We start from the raw sequence: 23522 nt of genomic DNA on the forward strand, positions 1-23522 counted from the left end.
GCCGTTGTTCCGTGTCAGTGGTGGCGCATTATAGGGAGTTATTCCGGCCTGACAAGAGGAAATTTAAAATAATTTTCTGACCGCGCATTTTTTATTCTTTATGCTTATTTCAGCGTCGGTTTGTCGGTTAAATGGGCGATTTCTCGGGCGAAATTCGCCACCTGCTGCCAATCGGTATAGACAACTTCTTTGTGCGTATCCGTTTCACCGCCTGACATCTTCATAATCAGCTTGATCATAAAGCGATCGTACCAGCGGTAACGTGGATAACGCAGCGCCCCGGCAATGACCGCGCAGCGATCGGGACGCCATTGTGAACTCATCAGAAACTTGCGCGCGTAGCTGTTGGTCTGTGGAGTACGCTTCTCCGGTTTACGCGCCACCAGGTTTACGGAGTAAAAGGCGCTCGGCATCGAATTCAGCCGCGTCGCATGCTTTTTGACAAATTCCTGGAACGCAGAGTGGTAGTGACCATAGCGAATAGAAGCACCAATGACCACACGGTCGTAGTTTTCCCACTGGGGTTCTTCAATGCGGTGCACATTGGCGACATCCGCCTGGATCCCCAGTTCTTTCAGTTCCGAAGCCAGGTAGGAGGCAATCTCGCGCGTTTGTCCGTCCCTTGTTGAGAAAAGAATTAATGTTTTCACGTATTACTCCATCATTCACGCCAGAAAGTCGGGGTAAAGAGCACCAGCAATGTAAAGACCTCGAGACGACCAAACAGCATGTTGGCAATCAGGATCCATTTAGCCACCGGGTTCATACTGGTAAAGTTATCAGCAACCACGCCAAGCCCTGGTCCCAGGTTATTCAATGTCGCAACAACCGAGGCAAAGGCAGAAAAGTCATCCACACCCGTGGCGATAATCGCCAGCATACTGACAATAAACACCAATGCATAGGCGGAGAAAAATCCCCAAACGGCTTCGAGGATACGTTCCGGCAGTGCGCGATTCCCCAGCTTAATGCTATACACGGCGTTCGGGTGCACCAGTCGTTTCAGCTCACGGTTCCCCTGCTTAAACAGCAGCAGAATGCGGATCACTTTCAGGCCACCGCCCGTAGACCCGGCGCAACCGCCAATAAATGCTGAACATAAAAGCAGTACCGGCAAAAAGAGCGGCCAGCGGGCAATGCTATCTGTCGTAAATCCGGCGGTCGTCGCCATCGACACCACCTGAAAAAACGCCTGGTTAATTGTCATCAGCGCCGAACTGTAGACATTATGAAACCACAGCACGAGGGTACAAATAACCACCAGCGTAAACTGTACGCCGATAAACATGCGAAATTCCGGATCGCGCCAATAAACCTTCAGACTACGCCCACTTAACAGCGAAAAGTGCAGACCGTAGTTACAGCCGGAGATCAGCAGGAAGATAGCAATGATAGTGTTAATAGTCGGGCTGTCGAAATAACCGATACTGGCATCATGTGTCGAGAAGCCGCCAATAGCGATAGTCGCAAAGCTATGGCCGATGGCATCAAAGGCATCCATTCCGGCAAACCACAACGCCAGCGCACAGGCGACGGTCAGCAAGACATAAATCAACCACAGGGTTTTCGCCGTTTCCGCAATTCGCGGGCGCATTTTGTTATCTTTCAGCGGGCCGGGCATTTCTGCGCGATAGAGCTGCATCCCACCCACGCCGAGGATAGGCAGTATCGCAACCGCCAACACGATGATCCCCATCCCGCCAAACCATTGCAGCATCTGGCGATAAAAGAGGATGGCGTGAGGGAGCGAATCCAGCCCCACCAGCGTAGTGGCTCCCGTGGTGGTCAGGCCAGAGAAAGATTCAAAAAACGCATCGGTAATCGTGAGGTTTGGGCTTTCCGAGAAGATAAAAGGGAGCGCACCGACGCTACCCAGCACGGTCCAGAACAGCACCACTATCAGAAACCCTTCACGGGATTTCAGTTCGCCCTTCTCTTTGCGGTTCGGCCACCACAGCATAGAGCCAATGGCGAGGGCGACAAAAAAGGTCTGGGTAAAAGCGCGGCCCGCTCCATCCCGGTAGATGAGTGCTACCAGCCCAGGGATAATCATGGTCCCTGAAAATAAGATGACCAGTAGTCCAACAATTCGGGTAATGGCGCGAAAATGCATCTCTGCCGCTTCCTTAGTTCTGCAAAATGAAGTGGGGATTATTCTTCAATCGCTAACAATTGCAATGAACCACGGCTAAAATCCGCCAGTTTTGCGGAAAATTCAGCCACTTTCGCCGCCGGAAGCGCCACCCGCAGCAGAACGAATGCCTGATAATCACTGTTGATAATTTTGCCGCCACACTGCCCCAGCAACGCTTCAATGCCGGTCAACTGACTATATTCACATTGCAAAGTATATTCGGTTAATGGCGTCTTGCGTTGGGTCGTTAGCTGGCGCAGCGCCTGATTCACGCCGCCGCCATACGCTTTCACTAACCCACCGGTGCCCAGCAATATGCCGCCGTAGTAGCGCACCACCACAGCGGTAATTTCCCCGACGCCGCTGCCCATTAGTTGGGCGAGCATCGGTTTACCTGCCGTTCCCGCCGGCTCCCCGTCGTCAGAGAAACCCAGCTGTTGAGAATCATCCGGCGCACCCGCCACCCACGCCACGCAATGGTGGCGGGCATCGGGGTGTTCTGCCCGCACCGATTCAACAAACGCTTTTGCCGCCTCAACGCCATCGGTATGCGCCAACAGCGTAATGAAGCGGCTCTTTTTGATCTCTTCAACGACCGTGACCGGTGCCGCAGGAATTAACCAGCTTTCCATCACGCCAGTTTCAGATCCCGGGTCATGTTTTCCACGTTGTTTTCGTGGATCACCACGTTGTCTTCGATACGAATGCCGCCGAACGGTTTCAGTGCTTCAATTTTCTGCCAGTTGAAGTGTTTGCTGAACTGCCCTTCACGCCACGGTGCCAGAAGCGATTCGATGAAGTAGATACCCGGTTCGATGGTTAAGACCATGCCCGGCTGGAGAATACGGGTGCAGCGCAGGTACGGATATTTTGCCGGTGCCGCGAGGTGCGTACCGCTATCATCCTGCATAAAACCGGCCACGTCATGCACCTGCAGGCCCAGCGTATGGCCGATACCGTGCGGCATAAACGGTCCGGTAAGATCATTTTCGACCATCGCCTCTTCACTCATATCGGTGATGATTTGATGTTTACGCAGCAGTTTGGCGATACGCTGATGGAACTGGATGTGGTAATCCACATAGCTGACGCCTGCTTTCATGGTAGCGATCAGCGCCAGTTGTTCATCATTTACGTCTTTCACCAGCTGTGCGTAGTCGTTGTCGCTTTTTGCCGACCAGGTACGGGTCAAGTCAGCCGCATAGCCGTTATATTCTGCCCCGGCATCCAGCAGGAAGCTGCGCATCTCTTCCGGAGCCTGATGGTCCAGTTTGGTGTAATGCAGTACCGCAGCGTGTTCGTTGAGCGCCACAATGTTGCTGTAAGGCACGTCGGTATCACGATGACCGGTCGCGGTCAGATAGGCAATGTTGATATCGAACTCGCTCATGCCAGAACGGAACGCTTCTTCTGCCGCGCGATGACCGTTGACCGCCATTTTCTGCGCTTCACGCATACAGGCCAGTTCGTACTCGGTTTTGAAGGAGCGATAGTAATGCAGGTAGTCGATCACCCCTTTCGGGTTGATATTGCTGGCCTCAATGCCCAGTTGCAGCGCTCGTTCCGGCACCGGGCCGATATACCCGATATTGCCGCGCGCAGCAGGCAACAGACTACCAATACCATCGGCTTTCGGCAGCGCGATCACTTCTACATCTTCAGTCCAGAAGGAGGTCGGCAGTGGTTCGACGTTGTGCCAGTAATCAACCGGCAGATAAAACCACAGTTTCGGCTTGTTCACGCCATCTACCAGCAGCCAGCAGTTTGGCACCTGAGTTACCGGCACCCACGCTTTGAATTGCGGGTTCACTTTAAACGGATAGGGATGATCGTCGAGAAAAACGTTGAACAGTTCGCCGGAGTGAATAAGTAACGCATCCAGCTTGAAGCGCGCCAGCGCATCGCGAGTCCGTTCCTGTAAGGTAGCTATATGATTTTTATAGAGCGAGGCCAGTGATTCCATTTTATACCCTTCTGTTTTTTGACCTTAAGTCTCCGCATCTTAGCACAACGTTAATACAGAGCGTGATTTCTGCCGAGCGTGATCAGATTGGCATTTCTTTAATCTTTTATTTGCATATTTTTAACACAAAATACACACTTCGTTTCATCTGGTACGACCAGATCACCTTGCGGATTCAGGAGACTGACATGCTTTACAAAGGCGACACCCTGTACCTTGACTGGCTGGAAGATGGCATTGCCGAACTGGTATTTGATGCCCCAGGTTCAGTTAATAAACTCGACACTGCGACCGTCGCCAGCCTCGGCGAGGCCATCGGCGTGCTGGAACAGCAATCAGATTTAAAAGGGCTGCTGCTGCGTTCGAATAAAGCAGCCTTTATCGTCGGTGCTGATATCACCGAATTCTTGTCCCTGTTCCTCGTTCCTGAAGAACAGTTAAGCCAGTGGCTGCATTTTGCCAATAGCGTGTTTAATCGCCTGGAAGATCTGCCGGTGCCGACCATTGCTGCCGTCAACGGCTATGCGCTGGGCGGTGGCTGCGAATGTGTGCTGGCGACCGATTATCGTCTGGCGACGCCAGATCTGCGCATCGGTCTGCCGGAAACCAAACTGGGCATTATGCCGGGCTTTGGCGGTTCTGTACGTATGCCACGTATGCTCGGTGCTGATAGTGCGCTGGAAATCATTGCCGCCGGTAAAGATGTCGGCGCGGATCAGGCGCTGAAAATCGGTCTGGTGGATGGCGTAGTCAAAGCAGAAAAACTGGTTGAAGGCGCGAAGGCGATTTTACGTCAGGCCATTAACGGCGACCTCGACTGGAAAGCGAAACGTCAGCCGAAGCTGGAACCGCTAAAACTGAGCAAGATTGAAGCCACCATGAGCTTCACCATCGCTAAAGGAATGGTCGCACAAACAGCAGGGAAACATTACCCCGCACCCATCACCGCAGTAAAAACCATTGAAGCGGCTGCCCGTTTTGGTCGTGAAGAAGCATTAAATCTGGAAAACAAAAGTTTTGTCCCGCTGGCGCATACCAACGAAGCTCGCGCACTGGTCGGCATTTTCCTTAACGATCAATATGTAAAAGGTAAAGCGAAGAAACTCACCAAAGATGTTGAAACCCCGAAACAGGCCGCTGTGCTGGGCGCAGGCATTATGGGCGGCGGCATCGCTTACCAGTCTGCGTGGAAAGGCGTTCCGGTTGTCATGAAAGATATCAATGACAAGTCGTTAACCCTCGGTATGACTGAAGCCGCAAAATTGCTGAACAAGCAGCTTGAGCGCGGCAAGATCGACGGTCTGAAACTGGCTGGCGTGATCTCCACGATTCATCCAACGCTCGACTACGCCGGGTTTGATCGCGTGGACGTTGTGGTAGAAGCGGTTGTCGAAAACCCGAAAGTGAAAAAAGCCGTGCTGGCAGAAACCGAGCAGAAAGTACGCCCGGATACCGTGCTGGCTTCCAATACTTCAACCATTCCTATCAGCGAACTGGCCAACGCGCTGGAACGCCCGGAAAACTTCTGCGGGATGCATTTCTTTAACCCAGTGCACCGGATGCCGTTGGTGGAAATTATTCGCGGTGAGAAAAGCTCCGACGAAACCATCGCGAAAGTTGTCGCATGGGCGAGCAAGATGGGTAAAACGCCGATTGTGGTTAACGACTGCCCCGGCTTCTTTGTTAACCGCGTGCTGTTCCCCTACTTCGCCGGATTCAGCCAGTTACTGCGCGACGGCGCGGATTTCCGCAAGATCGACAAAGTGATGGAAAAACAGTTTGGCTGGCCGATGGGTCCGGCATACCTGCTGGATGTCGTGGGCATTGATACCGCGCATCACGCCCAGGCAGTGATGGCAGCAGGTTTCCCGCAGCGGATGCAGAAAGATTATCGCGATGCCATCGACGCACTGTTTGATGCCAACCGTTTTGGTCAGAAGAACGGCCTTGGTTTCTGGCGTTATAAAGAAGACAGCAAAGGTAAGCCGAAGAAAGAAGAAGATGCCGCCGTTGACGACCTGCTGGCAGAAGTCAGCCAGCCGAAGCGCGATTTCAGCGAAGAAGAGATTATCGCCCGCATGATGATCCCGATGGTCAACGAAGTGGTGCGTTGTCTGGAGGAAGGCATTATCGCCACTCCGGCAGAAGCCGATATGGCACTGGTCTACGGCCTGGGCTTCCCTCCGTTCCACGGCGGCGCGTTCCGCTGGCTGGACACCCTCGGCAGCGCGAAATACCTCGATATGGCACAGCAATATCAGCACCTCGGCCCGCTGTATGAAGTGCCAGAAGGTCTGCGTAATAAAGCGCGTCATAACGAACCGTACTATCCCCCGGTTGAGCCAGCCCGTCCGGTTGGCGACCTGAAAACGGCTTAAGGAGTCACAATGGAACAGGTTGTCATTGTCGATGCAATTCGTACCCCGATGGGCCGTTCGAAGGGCGGTGCTTTTCGTAACGTGCGTGCGGAAGATCTCTCCGCTCATTTAATGCGTAGCCTGCTGGCGCGTAACCCGGCGCTGGAAGCAGCGGCCCTCGATGATATTTACTGGGGTTGTGTGCAGCAGACGCTGGAGCAGGGTTTTAATATCGCTCGTAACGCGGCGCTGTTGGCAGAAGTGCCGCATTCTGTCCCGGCGATCACCGTCAATCGCTTGTGCGGTTCATCCATGCAGGCACTGCATGACGCAGCACGGATGATTATGACTGGCGATGCACAGGCATGTCTGGTCGGTGGCGTGGAGCATATGGGCCATGTGCCGATGAGTCACGGCGTCGATTTTCACCCCGGCCTGAGCCGCAATGTCGCCAAAGCGGCGGGCATGATGGGCTTAACGGCAGAAATGCTGGCGCGTATGCACGGTATCAGCCGTGAAATGCAGGATGCCTTTGCCGCGCGATCACACGCCCGCGCCTGGGCCGCCACGCAGTCGGGCGCATTTAAAAATGAAATCATCCCGACCGGTGGTCACGATGCCGACGGCGTCCTGAAGCAGTTTAATTACGACGAGGTGATTCGGCCGGAAACCACCGTGGAAGCCCTCGCCACGCTGCGTCCGGCGTTCGATCCAGTCAGCGGCACGGTAACGGCGGGTACGTCTTCCGCTCTCTCCGATGGCGCTGCAGCCATGCTGGTGATGAGTGAAAGCCGCGCCCGAGAATTAGGTCTTAAGCCACGCGCCCGCGTGCGTTCGATGGCGGTCGTTGGTTGTGACCCGTCGATTATGGGTTACGGCCCGGTTCCAGCCTCGAAGCTGGCGCTGAAAAAAGCGGGGCTTTCTGCCAGCGATATCGGCGTGTTTGAAATGAATGAAGCTTTTGCCGCGCAGATCCTGCCATGTATTAAAGATCTGGGGCTAATGGAGCAGATTGACGAGAAGATCAACCTCAACGGTGGCGCGATCGCGCTAGGTCATCCGCTGGGTTGTTCCGGTGCGCGTATCAGCACCACGCTGCTGAATCTAATGGAGCGCAAAGACGTCCAGTTTGGTCTGGCGACGATGTGCATTGGTCTGGGTCAGGGTATTGCAACGGTGTTTGAGCGGGTTTAACCACTTGCCGGATGCGGCGTGAATGCCTTATCCGGTCTACCGACCCGGCACTAATGTAGGCCTGATAAGACGCGCCAGCGTCGCATCAGGCATCGATTGCCGGATGCGGCGTAAACGCCTTATCCGGCCTACCGACCCGGCACCAATGTAGGCCTGATAAGACGCACCAGCGCGTGCATTGATTGCCGGATGCGACATAGATCTAAATGCCACTGTATAAAGTTTTAGTTGCCGTTCTTCCCGCCTGTCAGGGGCGGGTTTTTTATATCTCAGATAAACGCAAACGCATCGCCAAACAGGCGGTCTTCCCGCGCATTACGCTCACTGCAAAACAGGTCACGGGCGATTTTCGCCATCTCAAAACGCCCGGCAATGTAGATATCATGCTCTGCCAGCGTGCCGTGATCCTGCAATACCGCCGTTAACACGGTGCCAGTACGCCCACGCCAACCCGCTTCCGGTTGTTCAACCACCGGCACCACTTGCAGACCAGGATGCTTCAGCGAAAGCGCCTCAAGCTCGCAGAGATCATAAAGATGCTGCTCTTCACGCCCCCCCCAGTAAATGGTGATATCACGGTTTGGGTTACGCGCCAGCGCCGTCAGCAAGATTGAGCGCGCATAAGAGAAGCCTGTACCGCCCGCAATCAAAATCATCGGACGCTCTTCATCATCGCGCAGCCACGCTTCTCCGTGGGGAATATCGACCACGATTTGATGATCTTTGAGAATACGGTCCATAACGGCTTTCGCGTAAAGGTTAATTTCAGAAGCGCCAATATGCAGCTCGATGAAACCTTTTTCATCCGGCGTCGAGGCCATTGAAAACGGACGTTTGTCGCGCTCATCCATCACTACCATCAAATACTGACCAGCACGAAAAGAAAAGGCCGCGTCTGGCACGATGCGGACACGATATACGGTATCCGTGATAGCTTCTACCGAGGTCACTTTACAGCTTAAGGTTGTCATGCGCTTTCTCTGTCGGATCGATAAATAGGGCAAAACAAACGCGCATCAGGCGCTTTTACCGTTGTTAAAAATAGCCAGTTCATCCCAGATGGCGTCAATATGCGCGACAACATCTGGATCTTTTTTGATGGGACGTCCCCATTCACGCTGGGTTTCCCCCGGCCATTTATTCGTGGCATCCAGCCCCATTTTTGAACCTAGCCCGGAGACAGGCGAGGCAAAATCCAGATAATCAATAGGCGTATTTTCTACCAGAACAGTATCCCGCGCCGGGTCCATACGGGTGGTAATCGCCCAAATCACATCGTTCCAGTCGCGTGCGTTGACGTCATCATCGCAAACGATCACAAATTTAGTGTACATAAACTGGCGTAAGAACGACCAGACGCCCATCATGACGCGCTTCGCGTGTCCGGCGTACTGTTTTTTGATCGTCACTACCGCCAGGCGATAAGAGCAGCCTTCCGGCGGCAGGTAAAAATCGACAATTTCCGGGAACTGTTTTTGCAGAATCGGCACAAACACTTCGTTCAGTGCGACACCCAGCACCGCAGGTTCATCCGGCGGACGCCCGGTATAGGTGGAATGATAAATCGCATCTTCACGCTGGGTAATATGCGTCACAGTAAATACCGGGAAACTATCGACTTCGTTATAGTAACCGGTGTGGTCGCCATACGGCCCTTCCGGCGCAGTTTCGCCTTGTTCGATATACCCTTCCAGCACAATCTCCGCACTGGCGGGCACTTCAAGGTCATTGGAAATACACTTCACCACTTCGGTCTTGGTGCCGCGCAGCAATCCGGCAAACGCATACTCCGAAAGCGTATCCGGAACGGGAGTAACTGCACCGAGAATCGTGGCGGGATCAGCACCCAGCGCCACAGAAACCGGGAAACGTTCGCCCGGATGCGCCGCACACCACTCCTGATAATCCAGCGCGCCGCCGCGATGCGACAGCCAGCGCATAATCAGTTTGTTTTTACCAATTAGCTGCTGGCGATAAATACCCAGATTCTGCCGTTCTTTATTCGGGCCGCGCGTTACGGTCAGCCCCCAGGTAATCAGCGGCGCGGCATCTTCCGGCCAGCAGGTCATAATGGGAATGCGGTTAAGATCGACGTCATCGCCAGAGACGATTTTTTGTTGGCAGGGCGCACCACGCAGTCGCTTTGTCGGCATGTTCAATACTTGTTTAAACTGCGGCAGTTTATCAAACAGGTCGCGGAAACCTTTTGGCGGCTCCGGCTCTTTCAGAAACGCCAATAATTTACCAACTTCACGCAGCGCCGAAACATCTTCCTGCCCCATGCCCATCGCCACGCGCTTTGGCGTACCGAACAGGTTGCACAGCACCGGCATTGAGTAGCCTTTAGGGTTTTCGAACAACAACGCAGGCCCACCGGCACGCAAAGTGCGGTCAGCAATTTCAGTGATTTCCAGATGCGGATCCACCGGGAGCGTGATACGTTTTAGCTCACCCTGCTGTTCAAGCAGCGTCAGGAAGTCGCGTAAATCGTTATATTTCATGGCATCCATTGTAGCCTCTTAATCTGCGCCCATTATACGGCGTTCATCTTTGCGATGCTGTAAATTTGTTAAATTAGCGTGAACTCTGACGGTATAACGCAAACCGGGGAATATAATTAACTTAGCGTAAAGCTTTTGCTATCCTTGCGCCCCGATTAAACGGATAAGAGTCATTATGCAATCCTGGTATTTACTGTACTGCAAGCGCGGGCAACTTCAACGTGCCCAGGAACACCTCGAAAGACAGGCTGTGAATTGCCTGGCACCGATGATCACCCTGGAAAAAATCGTGCGTGGCAAACGTACTGCAGTCAGTGAACCATTGTTCCCCAACTACCTGTTTGTGGAATTTGATCCAGAAGTCATTCATACCACGACTATCAACGCGACCCGCGGTGTTAGCCACTTCGTGCGCTTTGGCGCGTCGCCAGCGATAGTCCCATCAGCGGTGATTCATCAGCTGTCGGTGTATAAACCGAAAGACATTGTTGATCCGGCAACCCCTTATCCGGGTGATAAGGTAATTATTACCGAAGGCGCATTCGAAGGTTTCCAGGCCATTTTCACCGAACCCGACGGCGAGGCACGTTCCATGCTATTGCTTAATCTTATTAATAAAGAGATCAAGCACAGCGTGAAGAACACCGAGTTCCGCAAACTCTAAAACGCAACCCCAAACAGTGTTTTGACATTGGCATCCGTGGTGGCAGCCAGCCATGCGGCATCTTCCCCACGCCAGTGCGCAATACGTTGCAAAATATGGGGCAGATAGGCTGGCTCGTTGCGCCGGGATGATGGCTTCGGCGTGAGATCTCGCGGGAGCAGATACGGCGCATCAGTTTCGATCAGCAATTTCTCCGCCGGAATCAACGGCAAGATTTCCCGCAGTTCTAGTCCACGTCGTTCATCGCAAACCCAACCGGTAATGCCGATATAAATTCCACGCGCCGCGCACGCCTGCATCTCTTCACGTGTACCGGTAAAGCAATGAAGAACTGCACCAGGCAGTTTATCCAGCCACGGCTCCAGCAAGGTTATAAACCGATCGTGGGCATCGCGACAGTGCATAAATACTGGCATGTTTAATTCTGCAGCAATGCGTAGCTGAGCAACAAAAGCACGTTCCTGCTCTTCTGGTGTAGAAAAGTTGCGGTTAAAGTCGAGGCCACACTCACCAATCGCCACCACTTCTGGCTGCGAGGCCAGTTCAATGATCGCTTCTTCGGTCGCTGCTTGCCACTGGCTGCTGTCATGAGGATGCACGCCCGCCGTTGACCAACAGGATGAATACTGACGCGCCAGTTTTTGTGCCTGCTGGCTTTCGTGCAGGTTAGTGCCAGTGATGAGCAGCCCATCAACTCCTGCGTCAAAAGCGCGTGCTACAACATCATCACGGTCTTTCGCAAATTGCGAACTGGTCAAATTAACGCCGATATCAAACATCCTGTACTCCATATGACAACCGCCCTGACGGGCGGTTGAATTTATTCTTCAGTTTTTTCGCTTTCTGCTTCAGCGTCGTTTTCCTCTTCCCGGTTTCGACCCTTACCAACGTAAAAGCGTGAGAAGAAGACACCAATTTCAAACAAGCAGTACATCGGGATCGCCAGCAGCGTTTGCGAGAAGACATCCGGCGGCGTCAGCAACATCCCGACGACGAATGCGCCAACCAGCACATACGGACGTTTTTTGCGTAAGTCTTCTGGCGAGGTAATCCCCATCCAGCACAGCAACACAATTGCCACCGGCACTTCAAAGGAGACACCAAACGCCATAAACAGCGCCATAACGAAGCTTAAATAGCTGGCGATGTCGGTGGATACCTGTACCCCTTCCGGCGCGGTATTGGCAAGGAAGCCAAATGCCAGCGGAAAGACCACAAAGTAGGCGAACGCCATGCCGATATAAAACAACAGAGAGCTGGAAACCAGCAGCGGCACCACCAGGCGACGTTCGTGCTTATACAATGCTGGGGCGATAAACGCCCACACCTGATAGAGAATCACCGGCGCTGACAGAATCAGCGACACCATAAAGGTCAGCTTGATCGGCGTAAAGAACGGTGAGGCCACGTCGGTGGCGATCATCGTTGAACCTTGCGGCAACTGCTTGATCAATGGCGCGGATACCAGGTGATAGATGTCATTGGCGAAATAGACCAGACACAGGAATATCACGATCACCGCGATAATGCAGTTCAGCAGACGCTTACGCAGCTCAATCAGATGCGTGATAAGCGGTTGAGTATCTTCTACAGACATGTTTACGGTTTATCACTCGACGAAGGGGAAGGTGCAGCGGTTTTCGGTTCAGCGTCCGCAGCAGGTTTTACCACCGGCTCTGGCGTGGTTTCTGGCTTCTGTTCCGGCGAACTGGCCTGCGTTTGTGCAGCGGCAGGCGTTACGCCTTCATGCGCAGCTTCATTATCTTTCACCACCGGGTTATGGATGGTGTGCGCTTCATCGCTCGCCTTTTCAGGATCGTTTGCAACGTAGGAACGCTTCATCGACTCCGCGGCCTGGCGTAGTTCATCCATCGACGCTTTCAGTTCGGGCGTCAGGTTAGTGAGGCTCGCCTTTTCAACCTTTTTCAGGCTGTCCTGAAACTCCTGGAGTTTTAACTCCTGGGTCAGTTCGTTCTGCACCGTTGTCGCCAGTGAACGCAACGCGCGAATCCAGCCAGCTACCGTTTTTACCGCCACAGGCAGTCGTTGCGGCCCCAGAACGACGAGGCCGATGATGAACACCAATAGCAGTTCGCTAAAACCGATATCAAACACGGATTACACCTGCTCTTTATCGTGGCGCTTCGCGTCTTCTGTTTTAGCCTGTTCCTGATTCGTATCCGCCTGCTTATCGGCGATAGTTTTCGCAGTAAAATCAGCATCCTGACTGGTTTTATCCTGCTTTGGTTCATCATCGCTCATTGCTTTTTTAAAGCCTTTGATCGACGCACCAAGATCGGAACCGATGGAGCCGAGCTTTTTGGTGCCAAAAAGCAGTACAACGATGACGGCAATAATCAATAACTGCCAAATACTGATACCACCCATACATGTTCCTCTGTGGTAGATGATGATTAAACAAGGCCGCATTATACGTTACACGGGCCGCCTTGAGCGATGAAAAAATCAGCGTGTTTTGCGCCAACCGACAAACCAGGCGATCAGACCACCTGCCATTAACCAGCCGGGCATCAACCCCCATTCAGGGCGGCTGACCAACAAGAATGTGCCGCTTAATACTAACGTAGCGCCAATTCCGAGAAAATAACGCGATTGTCCCTGACGTACATGATTTGACTGAAGCTCGCGGGCAATCTTATCAACACTGTGCTGTAAATACTTGCCCTGGCGCAAACTGTCGTAAACCAGTTCAGGGAGTTCTGGCATTTTTTCGACCCAGAACGGCGCTTTTTCTTTAAATGCTCTCACCAGCGCAGGAATACCGACCTGATCTTTAATCCACGACTCCAGGAAAGGCTTCGCCGTTTTCCATAAATCGAGCTGCGGATAAAGCTGGCGACCTACCCCTTCGACGTAGAGCAGGGTTTTCTGGAGTAACACCAGTTGCGGCTGCACTTCCATATTGAAGCGACGCGCCGTATTAAACAGATTTAACAGTACATGTCCAAACGAAATTTCGGCCAGCGGTTTCTCAAAGATAGGTTCACAGACCGTACGAATGGCAAATTCGAACTCTTCAACGTTGGTATCTGGCGGCACCCAGCCTGAATCGACGTGTAGCTCTGCCACTTTGCGATAATCGCGATTAAAGAAGGCGATAAAGTTTTCCGCCAGATAGCGTTTATCTTCTTTGTTTAGCGAGCCAACAATCCCGCAATCAATGCCGATATATTTCGGGTTTTCTGGGTGTTCATAGCTTACAAAGATGTTGCCAGGGTGCATATCGGCATGGAAAAAGCTGTCACGAAAGACCTGAGTGAAGAACACCTGCACGCCGCGTTCTGCCAGCAATTTCATGTTAGTGCCGTTTTTCTCCAGCGCTGCGACATCTGAAACCGGAATGCCGTAAATGCGCTCCATCACCATCATCCCTTCACTACAATAGTCAGGGTAAACTTCCGGGATGTAGAGCATTGGGCTGTCTTCAAAATTGCGCCGAAGCTGAATGGCGTTGGCAGATTCCCGCAGCAAATTCAGTTCATCAATCAATGTCTTTTCGTACTCGCGCACCACTTCGGTTGGGCGCAGACGGCGACCATCCGGCAGCAAACGCGGCACCCAGCGAGCCAGACGGTAGATAAGTTTCAGATCCGCTTTAATCACCGGCAAAATATCCGGGCGGATAACTTTAATCACCACCTCTTTGCCATTCGATTTCAATCGTGCGGTATGAACCTGAGCAATAGAAGCCGACGCCAGCGGCTTGATTTCAAAATCGTCAAACCACGCTTCTACCGGCAAACCGCCCATTGCAGCTTCAATCTGTTGCTTCGCAAGCTTGCCATCAAACGGAGCAACTTTGTCCTGCAATAACGCCAGCTGATCGGCAATATGCGGAGGAAAAAGGTCGCGGCGGGTAGACAGCATCTGCCCGAACTTGATCCACACTGGCCCCAGTTCTTGCAGAGCCAGTCGTAGTCGCTCACCTAAAGGTTTGTCTTTATGCCGATTTGGCATCCAGAATAATGAGTATCGCCATAGTCGTAACGGCAGGGTGATACGCATTTTAGGGATCAGTTCATCAAGTCCGTAGCTTAAAAAAGTGCGAATGATGAAATATAGGCGCCGTACTTCACCTGGCGTCATTTAGCCTCCAGTTTTTCCAGCCGTTTGGTCAGGGAATCCACGGCACGTTCAACGGCTGCCGTTTCTTCCGCAAACCAGGCTACTTCAAGTGGACCTGGCGCCATACGCCACTCTTCGGTAATGGCTTCCGCCACGTAACGTTGCTGGCGTTTAATGCCGTGATGCAAGAACTTCGCGCCTCCGCGCAAGGCTTTGCTGATACCTTCAGCGGCGATATCACCAGTATAAGGCGCCAGCAATTCTGCTGGGTCAAACTCGGCCAGATCTGCCAGTGCAACGAAGTTCTGCACCACCTGAATATCGCCCTGTACTTCCAGCTCACCGCTGCGAATTAACGCGGCAAGCTGCTGGCGATCGCGAAGTTTCGGCAACACGCTGGCGTAGGCGATAACGGTACAGTCAGCATCGCCCGCCCATTCACCCAGCACATCAACCTGGCGTTCGCTGAACACCAGAATCAATGACGTCGAAAAGCCTTTTACCTCCACGCGCAAAACTTTACCCAGCAGACGCGAGCGGGCCGTTTTCAGCGCGGGTGAACGATACAGGAAGGTGTTGAGCAGACTTTCAATTCCTGCCGTCACTAAAGGTTTAAAAGGCATTTCCGGTCTCCTGTCAGAACTTATAACCACGATGCAGCGCCACAACCCCTGCCGTCAGGTTGTAATAGTCGACACTTTCGAATCCAGCATCCTGCATCATAGCTTTCAGGGTGTCCTGATCGGGATGCATGCGGATAGATTCAGCAAGATAACGGTAGCTGTCAGCGTCGTTCGCGACCAGTGAGCCAATACGCGGCAGCACATGGAAGGAGTAAGCGTCATAGGCCTTACTTAACGGCTCGATAATCGGCTTCGAGAACTCAAGCACCAGCAGTCGGCCGCCAGGTTTCAGAACGCGATACATTGAACGCAGAGCTTTATCTTTGTCAGTGACGTTACGCAGACCAAACGAAATGGTGATGCAATCAAAGGTGTTATCCGGGAACGGCAGCGCCTCAGCGTTCGCCTGAACATACTCAACGTTGCCAATCACACCAATATTACGCAGCTTCTCGCGGCCCATTTTGAGCATGGATTCATTGATATCAGCAAGGACCACTTTGCCAGTTTCACCCACCAGGCGGGAGAATTTCGCTGTCAGGTCGCCAGTACCGCCTGCCAGATCCAGCACGGTCTGCCCGCGGCGTACGCCACTGCAATCAATCGTGAAGCGTTTCCACAAACGATGTATGCCAAAAGACATCAAATCATTCATGACATCGTATTTCGATGCCACGGAATGGAAAACGTGGGCGACCATATCCGCTTTTTGTTCCTTCGCGACGGTCTGAAAACCAAAGTGCGTCGTTTCTTGTGACTTATCCACCATCTCAATGCCTGCTCATCAAAAAATTGTTCCAGAAGTGTAACAGATTGGGCGTCGATGCCCTAGATTTCTACCCGGCTTAACTACCCCCAATGGGCTAGCGCGACTGCTGATTATATTCATCATCGCGTTGATAAGCTTCATCATTCGGCTGCTCCGGTACCGACCGCAGTCGATACTCTTCATCCTGGCTCACCGCTTGTTCAGCCAAATCCGGATTAATCTCGCGTTTAATTTCTACTCCTAAACCGCGAAACGCTTCTGCTTGCGCCAGCACATTTCCGCGACCTGAAGAGAGTTTTTTCATTGCCTGACGATAGTTGTCCTGTGCTTTGTCCAGACTTTGACCAATCGCGGACATATCATCGACAAACAAGCGCATTTTGTCGTACAACTTGCTGGCGCGATCGGCTATTTTCTGGGCGTTACGACTTTGATGCTCATAGCGCCAGAGGTTGGCGATAGTGCGCAGCGCCACCAGCAGCGTGGTCGGGCTAACCAGCATGATATTGTTTTTCAACGCTTCGGTGATCAGCTCCGGCTGGCGGTCAAGCGCCAGTAAAAAAGCGGGTTCAACGGGAATAAACATCAGCACGTAATCCAGGGTTCGCAGCCCCGGCAGCTGTTGATAATCTTTGCGTCCCAGCAAACGGATATGGTTACGCACCGACGCGATATGTTCCTGTAGCGCGCTTTCGCGGGTGTAGTCGTCTTCTGCGTTGAAATAGCGTTCATAGGCGACCAGCGTCATTTTTGCGTCGATCACCACATCTTTGCCCTGCGGCAGCCGCACGATGACATCCGGCTGCATCCGCGAGCGGGCGTCATTTTCGATGCTGACCTGGGTTTCATATTCATACCCTTCACGCAGACCGGAAGCCTCCAGCACACGCGTCAATACTACCTCGCCCCAGTTGCCCTGGGTTTTATTGTCGCCTTTCAGCGCACGCGTCAGGTTGATCGCTTCCTGGGCCATTTGCGCGTTGAGCTGCTGGAGATTGCGTATTTCGTGAGTCAGGGTATGGCGTTCTTGTGCTTCTTTACCGAAACTGTCCTGAACCTGACGACGAAAACCGTCCAGTTGTTCACGTAGTGGCGACAACAGGCTGTTCAGACTCTGACGGTTTTGCTCATCAACCCGGCGATTGCTGTGCTCGAAAATACGGTTGGCGAGGTTTTCAAACTGCTCACTGAGGCGCTGTTCGCTGTTGATCATTTGGCGAATTTTATCGTCAGCATGTTGCTGTACGGCCTCCATTCGCGTGGTAACCTCACGCAGATCCGCCTCCAGCGATGTGTTAATGCTTTGCAGACTGCGCACTTCATTATTGAGTAACTCGCACTCAGCACGCCAATGTTCGCTTTGGGTAATTTGTTGTTTTGCCGCACTTAACTCCGCGACCATCTCTTCACGTTCAGCGAATTGCTCGGCTTTTTGCTGCGCATGCTGATAACTGGCAATCAGCCAGCCAATCGCCACGCTCACCAACGCAATAACTGCGTAAACCATGATTGAGATATCCACAACGCCTCCAGCCTCATTACTTACCCGCACAAAATAGAATTGTGCTGTACAAACGTCCAGTTTGAAAGAAGTTTCCTGCGAGGCGCTACGCAAAACGATCCTTAATTTTCATTATTTTATCCCACAATATGAGACGTAGTTTATATTGTGGGATATATCACCTTTTCCCCACGTCATTATGTGGAACACTTCAGCAATATCATCAGGAGAAACGTATGGCAGATACCTCTTCAACCACCGCTGGCGCACAAACGTTATTACGCGGGCTGGCGGTTCTTAATGCTGTTTATAACGGCTGCCATGACCTGAAAAGTATCGGCGAGTTCACCGGCACGACCCGGAGCACAACCCATCGTTTAGTCACCGTTCTGGTGGAACAACGCTACCTGCGCCATGTCCCAACGCAGGGCTACCAACTGGGTGCCAAACTGATCGAATTCGGTGCCAGAGCACTGGAAAGCACCTCGCTGTACGAAGTTGCCCAGCCCGTTTTGCAACGCCTTGCCCGTTACACCCTGGACACCGTGCATCTGGGGATCGTTGAAGGCGACGAAGTGCTGTATCTGGAGAAGATCAACAGCCAGCGCGGGCTGGAAATGCGCTCACGCCCAGGCCATCGCATGCCACTGGCAATCACCGGCATCGGCAAGGCATTGATCCTCAACCGAACAGAAGAAGAGTGGCGCACGCTGTTTAAGACCTGTGGTGATGAAACAAAACTGGGCACATTTATTCAGAACATGCGTCGTTATGCCGCCAGTGGTTTTGCTTTTGATCTGGAAGAGAACGAGCCGACTATCCGTTGCGTTGCAGCGCCGGTTTACAACGCCCGGGATGAAATTGTGGCGGCTATTTCTGTCGCCAGTACCACTACGTATATGTCACTGGCGCGTCTGGAAGAACTGGCACCTTACGTCAAATCCTGTGCAGAAGAGATATCCGCTGAACTGGGCTGGGGTAAGCACGTCCACAAAAATAAATAAACCATGACTAAAGGAAACGGCTAATGTCGGGAAACACCTCATTTATTGCCCTGGACTGGGGAACGTCATCGCTTCGGGCATGGCGTTTTGGCGACTCACCCAATCCACAAGAAAAACGTGAATTCCCGTGGGGGATCATGAAATTACCCTCCCAGGCAGCAACACGTGAGGACGCTTTCCACGATACGTTTTTACGTGTCTGCGGCGACTGGCTGGCACAATCCCCATGCCCGGTTCTGGCTTGCGGCATGATCGGCAGTGCGCAAGGGTGGCAACCCGCAGCTTATTTACCTTGCCCGGTCACTCTCGAGGGTCTGGCAAAGCAGTTGACGCCTGTTATCTACCAGCAGCAGACAATGCTGCACATCATTCCCGGCGTGATTAAAGAAGGTGAAATGCCCGAAGTGATGCGTGGCGAAGAGACACAAATCTTCGGTGCTATCTCGATGGAACCGGCCCTGCAAAACGCGATCCGCCAGGGTATGCCTGTGCTGATTGGCTTACCTGGCACACATGCGAAATGGGCGGTAGTTGAAAACAACACCATTACCGATTTCCGAACCTTTATGACAGGCGAGTTATTTGATGTTTTATCCCGCCATTCGATTCTCGGTGCCACCATGCGTTCGGGAGATGAACCGCACTGGGATGCCTTCACCCATGGGCTGAAATCAGCACAAGAGCATCATCAGACCGGATTATTATCGACGCTGTTTTCGACCCGTTCGCGCCTGCTGACCAGTAATCTTACGCCGTCCTCGCAGGGGGATTACCTTTCAGGATTACTGATAGGCCATGAATTATGCGGTCTGGCATCCAGTTTGCTACGTGATTTACCCGCCACAACACCGATCGCCTTAATCGGTAGCGCCACTCTGAACAGCCGCTATTCACAAGCATTCAGCCACGTTTTTCCCGACAGACAGCTACACGCCATTCCTAATGCCACTGAACAGGGGTTATGGCGAATCGCCCACGCTGCCGGGCTACTCTCCACCAACGCCAGGGAATGTACTCATGCCATTTAATACGCTTTTGCAAAAAACCGGGTTAGTCGCCATTTTACGCGGCGTGAAACCGGATGAGATTGTCGCCATCGGTGAAAAGCTGTATGCCGCTGGATTTCGCCTGATTGAGATTCCCATGAACTCGCCGGAGCCGTTGCAAAGTATCAGTTTACTGCGCGACGCCCTGCCTAAGGACTGCCTGGTCGGAGCCGGAACTGTGCTTTCGGTGGAGCAAGTCGTCGCGGTTAAAGAGGCTGGAGGCCAGATTATCGTAATGCCGCATTGCGATACTGCGGTGATCCGTCGTGCCCGTGCGCTGGGTATGTATTGTGCGCCTGGCGTCGCTACGCCCACCGAAGCTTTTGCTGCCATTGAACATGGCGCCAATGCCATCAAGCTGTTCCCGGCTGAACAAATTACGCCTGAAGTCACCAAAGCCTGGCGTGCGGTTATTCCACAATCCGTTCCGATGTTACCGGTTGGCGGTATCACTCCAGACACAATGGCGCGTTATCTGAGCCACGGCGCAAACGGCTTTGGCCTCGGTTCTGCGCTATATCGCCCCGGCATGACGCCAGAGCAAGTCTATGAAAATGCAGTACTGTTTATGAACGCATGGAACAATTTAAATAGCAAATAACTGATAAATAAGGATATAAAAGCAATGATAAAACATCTTACCTTACCGAAAAAAATGGCTGCAATGGTACTTCTTGCCGGCGCTGCCCTCAGCACTGCGCCTGTGCAGGCGGCCTCCTGGCCAACCAAACAGATCGAGTTAGTCGTACCCTACGCGGCCGGAGGCGGTACGGATCTGGTTGCCCGTGCCTTTGCTGATGCCGCCAAAAACCTTTTGCCCGTCAGCATCGGGGTTATCAATAAACCTGGCGGTGGCGGCGCTATCGGCCTGAGTGAAATCGCCGCTGCCCGCCCTAACGGTTACAAAATGGGTTTAGGCACGGTTGAACTGACCACCCTTCCCAGTCTCGGAATGGTGCGTTTTAAAACCAGCGACTTTAAACCCATTGCCCGTCTGAATGCGGATCCTGCGGCTATCACCGTCCGTGCCGATGCACCGTGGAATAGCTATGAAGAATTTATGACTTACGCCAAAGCGAATCCCGGAAAAGTACGCATTGGTAACTCAGGCACCGGAGCAATCTGGCATCTGGCGGCAGCTGCACTGGAAGACAAAACGGGCGCGAAGTTTTCTCATGTCCCGTATGACGGCGCAGCCCCTGCCATTACAGGCCTGTTAGGCGGGCATATTGAAGCGGTTTCCGTAAGCCCAGGTGAAGTTATCAATCATGTGAAAGGCGGCAAGCTGAAGACACTGGTAGTGATGGCGGATGAACGTATGAAAACCATGCCTGACGTCCCGACGTTAAAAGAGAAAGGCGTTGATCTCTCCATCGGCACCTGGCGCGGCCTGATTGTGTCGCAAAAAACGCCGCAGGATGTGGTGGATGTTCTGGCAAAGGCAGCAAAAGAGACGGCTGAAGAGCCTGCATTCCAGGATGCACTGCAAAAGTTGAATCTCAACTATGCATGGCTTGATGGTGCCAGCTTCCAGACCCAAATCAACGAACAGGAAAAGTACTTTGACGAGTTACTAACTCGGCTGGGCTTGAAAAAATAATCCCGAGGTACGGTCGATGAACACAAAACAGTCTGTTGCTCAACTCGCCGTACCGCACCGCAAGCGCTTTTCATCCACTGTGGTGGTGGCGCTGTTACTTTGTGTGGTTGCTGGCGCGGTGATAATTAATGCCGCTGATTTTCCAGCAACTGCCATTGAAACGGATCCCGGTGCAAGTGCCTTCCCTACTTTCTATGCCTGCGCTCTGATTGTGCTCGCTGTCTTACTGGTGATACGCGATCTTTTGCTGGCAAAACCAGTCCCTTGCGCCAACGAACAGGAAAAACCGGCATTAAGGAAAACGGCAACAGGAATTGCGGCAACCGCGTTTTATATTGTGGCGATGAGCTACTGCGGTTATCTCATTACTACTCCTGTTTTCCTCATCGTCATTATGACGTTGATGGGCTACAGGCGATGGGCACTCACACCGGGTATTGCGCTGCTGTTAACGGCAATCCTCTGGTTGCTGTTTGTCGAAGCGTTACAGGTGCCATTGCCTGTCGGCACATTTTTCGAATAACAGGGGCCTGCAATGTTTGAAAGTGAACTTTTAACTCAGGGGTTTTCGACATTACTCAGTAATCCTCAGGCGCTGCTGTTTGCCACGTTTGGAGTGATGCTGGGTATTATGATTGGCGCTCTGCCTGGCCTGACAGCGACCATGGGTGTGGCGATTTTGCTGCCTTTCACCTACGGCATGGAGCCTGTTTCTGGCTTGTTGATGATTTGCGGTGTCTTTTTTGGTGGTGTGTATGGTGGTTCTATCACCGCAATTTTGCTCAAAATTCCCGGTACGCCTGCCGCCGCTGCCACCGCCATTGACGGATATGAGCTGACGAAGCAGGGAAAAGCCGGGCTGGCGTTAAGTGCCGCCACGTTCTCTTCTTTTAGCGGTGGAACGCTCAGCATTATCGTATTGATGTTTCTCTCTCCGGTACTTGCCAGTTGGGCGTTGAAATTTAGTGCCTCGGAGTCCTTCGCCCTGGCAACCTTCGGACTGAGCATTATTGCCAGTATTTCCGGTGAGTCGCTGATTAAAGGGCTGATCACCGGGATTGGCGGATTAATGATCGCAACGATAGGCCTCGATCCGATGGGCGGTTTTCCACGCTTTACGGGCGGGTTTGTGGAACTGATGAATGTGCCATTTATCCCGGTGATGATTGGTCTGTTTGCTGCTTCAGAAGCATTCCGCTCTATGGAGCAAAACCAGCAAATTCGTCAGGGGGCGAAGGTGGCTATCGGCAGTCTGTTACTGCCCTGGCAAACACTACGCCGCATCGCATTAACCATTTTGCGCTCATCAGGATTAGGGGTTTTTATCGGCATGATCCCCGGTGCGGGGGCAGATATTGCAGCTTTTGTTGCCTATAACGAAACTCGTCGTTTCAGTAAGACACCAGAAAACTTTGGTAAGGGTGAGATTAAAGCGGTGGCCTCCTGTGAAGCAGGCGCAAATGGCTGCACAGGTGGCGCGTTGTTACCTATGCTGACGCTGGGGATTCCAGGCGATGCGGTAACTGCCATCATGCTGGGCGCGTTAACGTTACAGGGAATGCAACCAGGCCCGCTGATGTTTACCGACCACGGCGATATGGTTTATACGTTATTTGTCGGCATGATCTTCTGTTACTTCATGCTGCTAGTTCTTGGACTGCTCTCTTTGAAAGTCATCGGTAACGTGGTGAAGATCCCCGGCAATATTCTCACACCGATGATCCTCGCACTTTGTGTGGTCGGGACTTATGCGCTGAACAACAGCCTGTTTGATGTTGGCATTATGCTGATTGCAGGCGTGGTGGGCTATTTCATGCAGAAAGGAGGATATCCGGCATCACCCGTAGTGCTGGCATTGATTATGGGCCCGATGGCAGAAAGTAATTTTCGCCGTGCGCTGTCGCTTTCAGGGGGTTCACTGGACTTTCTGTATACCCGACCGATAACCCTGGCATTGCTGACACTGGCAGCCTTTACGCTACTGACGCCAATAATACGCAAAATTATGCGCTTACGGCGTCAGTAATTGATATCGCTCCCCGACGTTGGGGAGTATGAGACTGATGACAAACGCTAAATT

The 23522-nt window shown here is 52.6% G+C and carries 23 protein-coding genes; 9 read left to right on the forward strand and 14 right to left on the reverse strand.

Features of this window, described 5'->3' with window-relative positions; translation table 11 throughout:
* Positions 1–104: 104 nt before the first annotated feature.
* From hemG to pepQ, 4 genes are read right to left on the reverse strand one after another with little or no spacing between them, the layout of a single operon-like run.
* Positions 105–650, reverse strand: coding sequence for a menaquinone-dependent protoporphyrinogen IX dehydrogenase (hemG, locus tag FQZ95_RS08840; RefSeq protein ID WP_160530099.1), 546 nt, complete (start codon positions 648–650; stop codon positions 105–107).
* Positions 651–661: 11 nt separating this feature from the next.
* Positions 662–2113, reverse strand: coding sequence for a Trk system potassium transporter TrkH (gene trkH, locus FQZ95_RS08845; RefSeq protein ID WP_000545677.1), 1452 nt, complete (start codon positions 2111–2113; stop codon positions 662–664).
* A gap of 38 nt (positions 2114–2151) precedes the next feature.
* Positions 2152–2766, reverse strand: a complete 615-nt coding sequence (locus FQZ95_RS08850; protein WP_001353706.1) for an IMPACT family protein — start codon at positions 2764–2766, stop codon at positions 2152–2154.
* A complete protein-coding gene (gene pepQ / locus FQZ95_RS08855; protein WP_160530100.1) occupies positions 2766–4097 on the reverse strand; it encodes a Xaa-Pro dipeptidase in 1332 nt (443 codons plus the stop codon). Before pepQ ends, FQZ95_RS08850 begins: the two co-directional genes overlap by 1 nt.
* Positions 4098–4285: 188 nt before the next feature.
* On the opposite strand from pepQ, the gene fadB reads away from it, so the two are divergent.
* On the forward strand, positions 4286–6475 hold the full coding sequence (gene fadB / locus FQZ95_RS08860; RefSeq protein WP_000965930.1) for a fatty acid oxidation complex subunit alpha FadB: 2190 nt from the start codon (positions 4286–4288) through the stop codon (positions 6473–6475).
* Positions 6476–6484: 9 nt separating this feature from the next.
* On the forward strand, positions 6485–7648 hold the full coding sequence (gene fadA / locus FQZ95_RS08865; protein ID WP_160530101.1) for an acetyl-CoA C-acyltransferase FadA: 1164 nt from the start codon (positions 6485–6487) through the stop codon (positions 7646–7648).
* Between the two features lie 269 nt (positions 7649–7917).
* Here the strand turns inward: fadA and fre are convergent, their stop codons facing one another.
* The gene (gene fre, locus FQZ95_RS08870) at positions 7918–8619 is read right to left on the reverse strand and encodes an NAD(P)H-flavin reductase (protein WP_000209826.1); all 702 of its coding nucleotides are present in this window, start codon (positions 8617–8619) and stop codon (positions 7918–7920) included.
* A 45-nt stretch (positions 8620–8664) separates the two neighbouring features.
* Complete coding sequence (ubiD, locus tag FQZ95_RS08875) at positions 8665–10158, reverse strand: 4-hydroxy-3-polyprenylbenzoate decarboxylase (protein ID WP_000339813.1); 1494 nt, start codon at positions 10156–10158, stop codon at positions 8665–8667.
* Between the two features lie 166 nt (positions 10159–10324).
* Here ubiD and rfaH point away from each other — a divergent pair, with 166 nt between their 5' ends.
* Positions 10325–10813: a transcription/translation regulatory transformer protein RfaH gene (rfaH, locus tag FQZ95_RS08880; protein ID WP_001192396.1), complete on the forward strand. Its 489-nt coding sequence runs from the start codon at positions 10325–10327 to the stop codon at positions 10811–10813.
* On the opposite strand, the gene tatD is transcribed toward rfaH, so the two are convergent.
* The 8 genes from tatD to rmuC all read right to left on the reverse strand — a co-directional run bounded on the left by tatD (position 10810) and on the right by rmuC (position 17813).
* A complete protein-coding gene (tatD, locus tag FQZ95_RS08885) occupies positions 10810–11592 on the reverse strand; it encodes a 3'-5' ssDNA/RNA exonuclease TatD (RefSeq protein ID WP_160530102.1) in 783 nt (260 codons plus the stop codon). The genes rfaH and tatD overlap by 4 nt on opposite strands.
* Positions 11593–11633: 41 nt before the next feature.
* Positions 11634–12410, reverse strand: coding sequence for a Sec-independent protein translocase subunit TatC (gene tatC, locus FQZ95_RS08890; protein ID WP_000109943.1), 777 nt, complete (start codon positions 12408–12410; stop codon positions 11634–11636).
* A gap of 2 nt (positions 12411–12412) precedes the next feature.
* A complete protein-coding gene (gene tatB / locus FQZ95_RS08895; RefSeq protein WP_000459594.1) occupies positions 12413–12928 on the reverse strand; it encodes a Sec-independent protein translocase protein TatB in 516 nt (171 codons plus the stop codon).
* A 3-nt stretch (positions 12929–12931) separates the two neighbouring features.
* Complete coding sequence (tatA, locus tag FQZ95_RS08900; RefSeq protein WP_001295260.1) at positions 12932–13201, reverse strand: Sec-independent protein translocase subunit TatA; 270 nt, start codon at positions 13199–13201, stop codon at positions 12932–12934.
* A gap of 78 nt (positions 13202–13279) precedes the next feature.
* On the reverse strand, positions 13280–14920 hold the full coding sequence (gene ubiB / locus FQZ95_RS08905) for a ubiquinone biosynthesis regulatory protein kinase UbiB (RefSeq protein ID WP_000187543.1): 1641 nt from the start codon (positions 14918–14920) through the stop codon (positions 13280–13282).
* A complete protein-coding gene (gene ubiJ, locus FQZ95_RS08910) occupies positions 14917–15522 on the reverse strand; it encodes a ubiquinone biosynthesis protein UbiJ (protein WP_002431887.1) in 606 nt (201 codons plus the stop codon). The genes ubiB and ubiJ overlap by 4 nt, the downstream gene beginning before the upstream one ends.
* Before the next feature lie 13 nt (positions 15523–15535).
* Positions 15536–16291, reverse strand: a complete 756-nt coding sequence (ubiE, locus tag FQZ95_RS08915) for a bifunctional demethylmenaquinone methyltransferase/2-methoxy-6-polyprenyl-1,4-benzoquinol methylase UbiE (RefSeq protein ID WP_000227958.1) — start codon at positions 16289–16291, stop codon at positions 15536–15538.
* A 94-nt stretch (positions 16292–16385) separates the two neighbouring features.
* Positions 16386–17813 carry a DNA recombination protein RmuC gene (gene rmuC, locus FQZ95_RS08920; protein ID WP_032185577.1) on the reverse strand — a complete coding sequence of 476 codons (1428 nt, stop codon included), beginning with the start codon at positions 17811–17813 and terminating at the stop codon, positions 16386–16388.
* A gap of 215 nt (positions 17814–18028) precedes the next feature.
* On the opposite strand from rmuC, the gene FQZ95_RS08925 reads away from it, so the two are divergent.
* Genes FQZ95_RS08925 through FQZ95_RS08950 form a run of 6 tightly spaced genes read left to right on the forward strand, consistent with a single transcriptional unit; the run spans position 18029 to position 23468 of the window.
* Complete coding sequence (locus tag FQZ95_RS08925) at positions 18029–18796, forward strand: IclR family transcriptional regulator (RefSeq protein ID WP_160530103.1); 768 nt, start codon at positions 18029–18031, stop codon at positions 18794–18796.
* A gap of 23 nt (positions 18797–18819) precedes the next feature.
* Entirely contained in the window at positions 18820–19824 is a 1005-nt protein-coding gene (locus FQZ95_RS08930) for a 2-dehydro-3-deoxygalactonokinase (protein ID WP_160530104.1), read from the forward strand.
* Complete coding sequence (locus FQZ95_RS08935) at positions 19814–20443, forward strand: 2-dehydro-3-deoxy-6-phosphogalactonate aldolase (RefSeq protein WP_001116474.1); 630 nt, start codon at positions 19814–19816, stop codon at positions 20441–20443. The genes FQZ95_RS08930 and FQZ95_RS08935 overlap by 11 nt, the downstream gene beginning before the upstream one ends.
* Positions 20444–20467: 24 nt before the next feature.
* Entirely contained in the window at positions 20468–21442 is a 975-nt protein-coding gene (locus FQZ95_RS08940) for a Bug family tripartite tricarboxylate transporter substrate binding protein (RefSeq protein WP_160530105.1), read from the forward strand.
* 16 nt (positions 21443–21458) lie between these two features.
* On the forward strand, positions 21459–21965 hold the full coding sequence (locus tag FQZ95_RS08945) for a tripartite tricarboxylate transporter TctB family protein (RefSeq protein WP_160530106.1): 507 nt from the start codon (positions 21459–21461) through the stop codon (positions 21963–21965).
* 12 nt (positions 21966–21977) lie between these two features.
* Positions 21978–23468, forward strand: coding sequence for a tripartite tricarboxylate transporter permease (locus FQZ95_RS08950; protein WP_160530107.1), 1491 nt, complete (start codon positions 21978–21980; stop codon positions 23466–23468).
* Positions 23469–23522: the final 54 nt, after the last annotated feature.

Origin of the sequence: Escherichia sp. HH41S, assembly GCF_009820115.1 — a bacterium.
Lineage (GTDB): Bacteria > Pseudomonadota > Gammaproteobacteria > Enterobacterales > Enterobacteriaceae > Escherichia > Escherichia coli_F.

What these genes read in the sequence shown, in the direction of transcription:
- FQZ95_RS08935 (WP_001116474.1), top strand. Translation starts at nt 19,814, where the DNA reads ATGCCATTTAATACGCTTTTGCAAAAAACCGGGTTAGTCGCCATTTTA.
- pepQ (WP_160530100.1), bottom strand. Translation starts at nt 4,097, where the DNA reads ATGGAATCACTGGCCTCGCTCTATAAAAATCATATAGCTACCTTACAG.
- ubiD (WP_000339813.1), bottom strand. Translation starts at nt 10,158, where the DNA reads ATGGATGCCATGAAATATAACGATTTACGCGACTTCCTGACGCTGCTT.
- FQZ95_RS08850 (WP_001353706.1), bottom strand. Translation starts at nt 2,766, where the DNA reads ATGGAAAGCTGGTTAATTCCTGCGGCACCGGTCACGGTCGTTGAAGAG.
- ubiB (WP_000187543.1), bottom strand. Translation starts at nt 14,920, where the DNA reads ATGACGCCAGGTGAAGTACGGCGCCTATATTTCATCATTCGCACTTTT.
- trkH (WP_000545677.1), bottom strand. Translation starts at nt 2,113, where the DNA reads ATGCATTTTCGCGCCATTACCCGAATTGTTGGACTACTGGTCATCTTA.
- FQZ95_RS08950 (WP_160530107.1), top strand. Translation starts at nt 21,978, where the DNA reads ATGTTTGAAAGTGAACTTTTAACTCAGGGGTTTTCGACATTACTCAGT.
- FQZ95_RS08930 (WP_160530104.1), top strand. Translation starts at nt 18,820, where the DNA reads ATGTCGGGAAACACCTCATTTATTGCCCTGGACTGGGGAACGTCATCG.
- fre (WP_000209826.1), bottom strand. Translation starts at nt 8,619, where the DNA reads ATGACAACCTTAAGCTGTAAAGTGACCTCGGTAGAAGCTATCACGGAT.
- ubiJ (WP_002431887.1), bottom strand. Translation starts at nt 15,522, where the DNA reads ATGCCTTTTAAACCTTTAGTGACGGCAGGAATTGAAAGTCTGCTCAAC.
- fadB (WP_000965930.1), top strand. Translation starts at nt 4,286, where the DNA reads ATGCTTTACAAAGGCGACACCCTGTACCTTGACTGGCTGGAAGATGGC.
- tatC (WP_000109943.1), bottom strand. Translation starts at nt 12,410, where the DNA reads ATGTCTGTAGAAGATACTCAACCGCTTATCACGCATCTGATTGAGCTG.
- tatD (WP_160530102.1), bottom strand. Translation starts at nt 11,592, where the DNA reads ATGTTTGATATCGGCGTTAATTTGACCAGTTCGCAATTTGCGAAAGAC.
- FQZ95_RS08945 (WP_160530106.1), top strand. Translation starts at nt 21,459, where the DNA reads ATGAACACAAAACAGTCTGTTGCTCAACTCGCCGTACCGCACCGCAAG.
- ubiE (WP_000227958.1), bottom strand. Translation starts at nt 16,291, where the DNA reads ATGGTGGATAAGTCACAAGAAACGACGCACTTTGGTTTTCAGACCGTC.
- FQZ95_RS08925 (WP_160530103.1), top strand. Translation starts at nt 18,029, where the DNA reads ATGGCAGATACCTCTTCAACCACCGCTGGCGCACAAACGTTATTACGC.
- FQZ95_RS08940 (WP_160530105.1), top strand. Translation starts at nt 20,468, where the DNA reads ATGATAAAACATCTTACCTTACCGAAAAAAATGGCTGCAATGGTACTT.
- fadA (WP_160530101.1), top strand. Translation starts at nt 6,485, where the DNA reads ATGGAACAGGTTGTCATTGTCGATGCAATTCGTACCCCGATGGGCCGT.
- rfaH (WP_001192396.1), top strand. Translation starts at nt 10,325, where the DNA reads ATGCAATCCTGGTATTTACTGTACTGCAAGCGCGGGCAACTTCAACGT.
- tatA (WP_001295260.1), bottom strand. Translation starts at nt 13,201, where the DNA reads ATGGGTGGTATCAGTATTTGGCAGTTATTGATTATTGCCGTCATCGTT.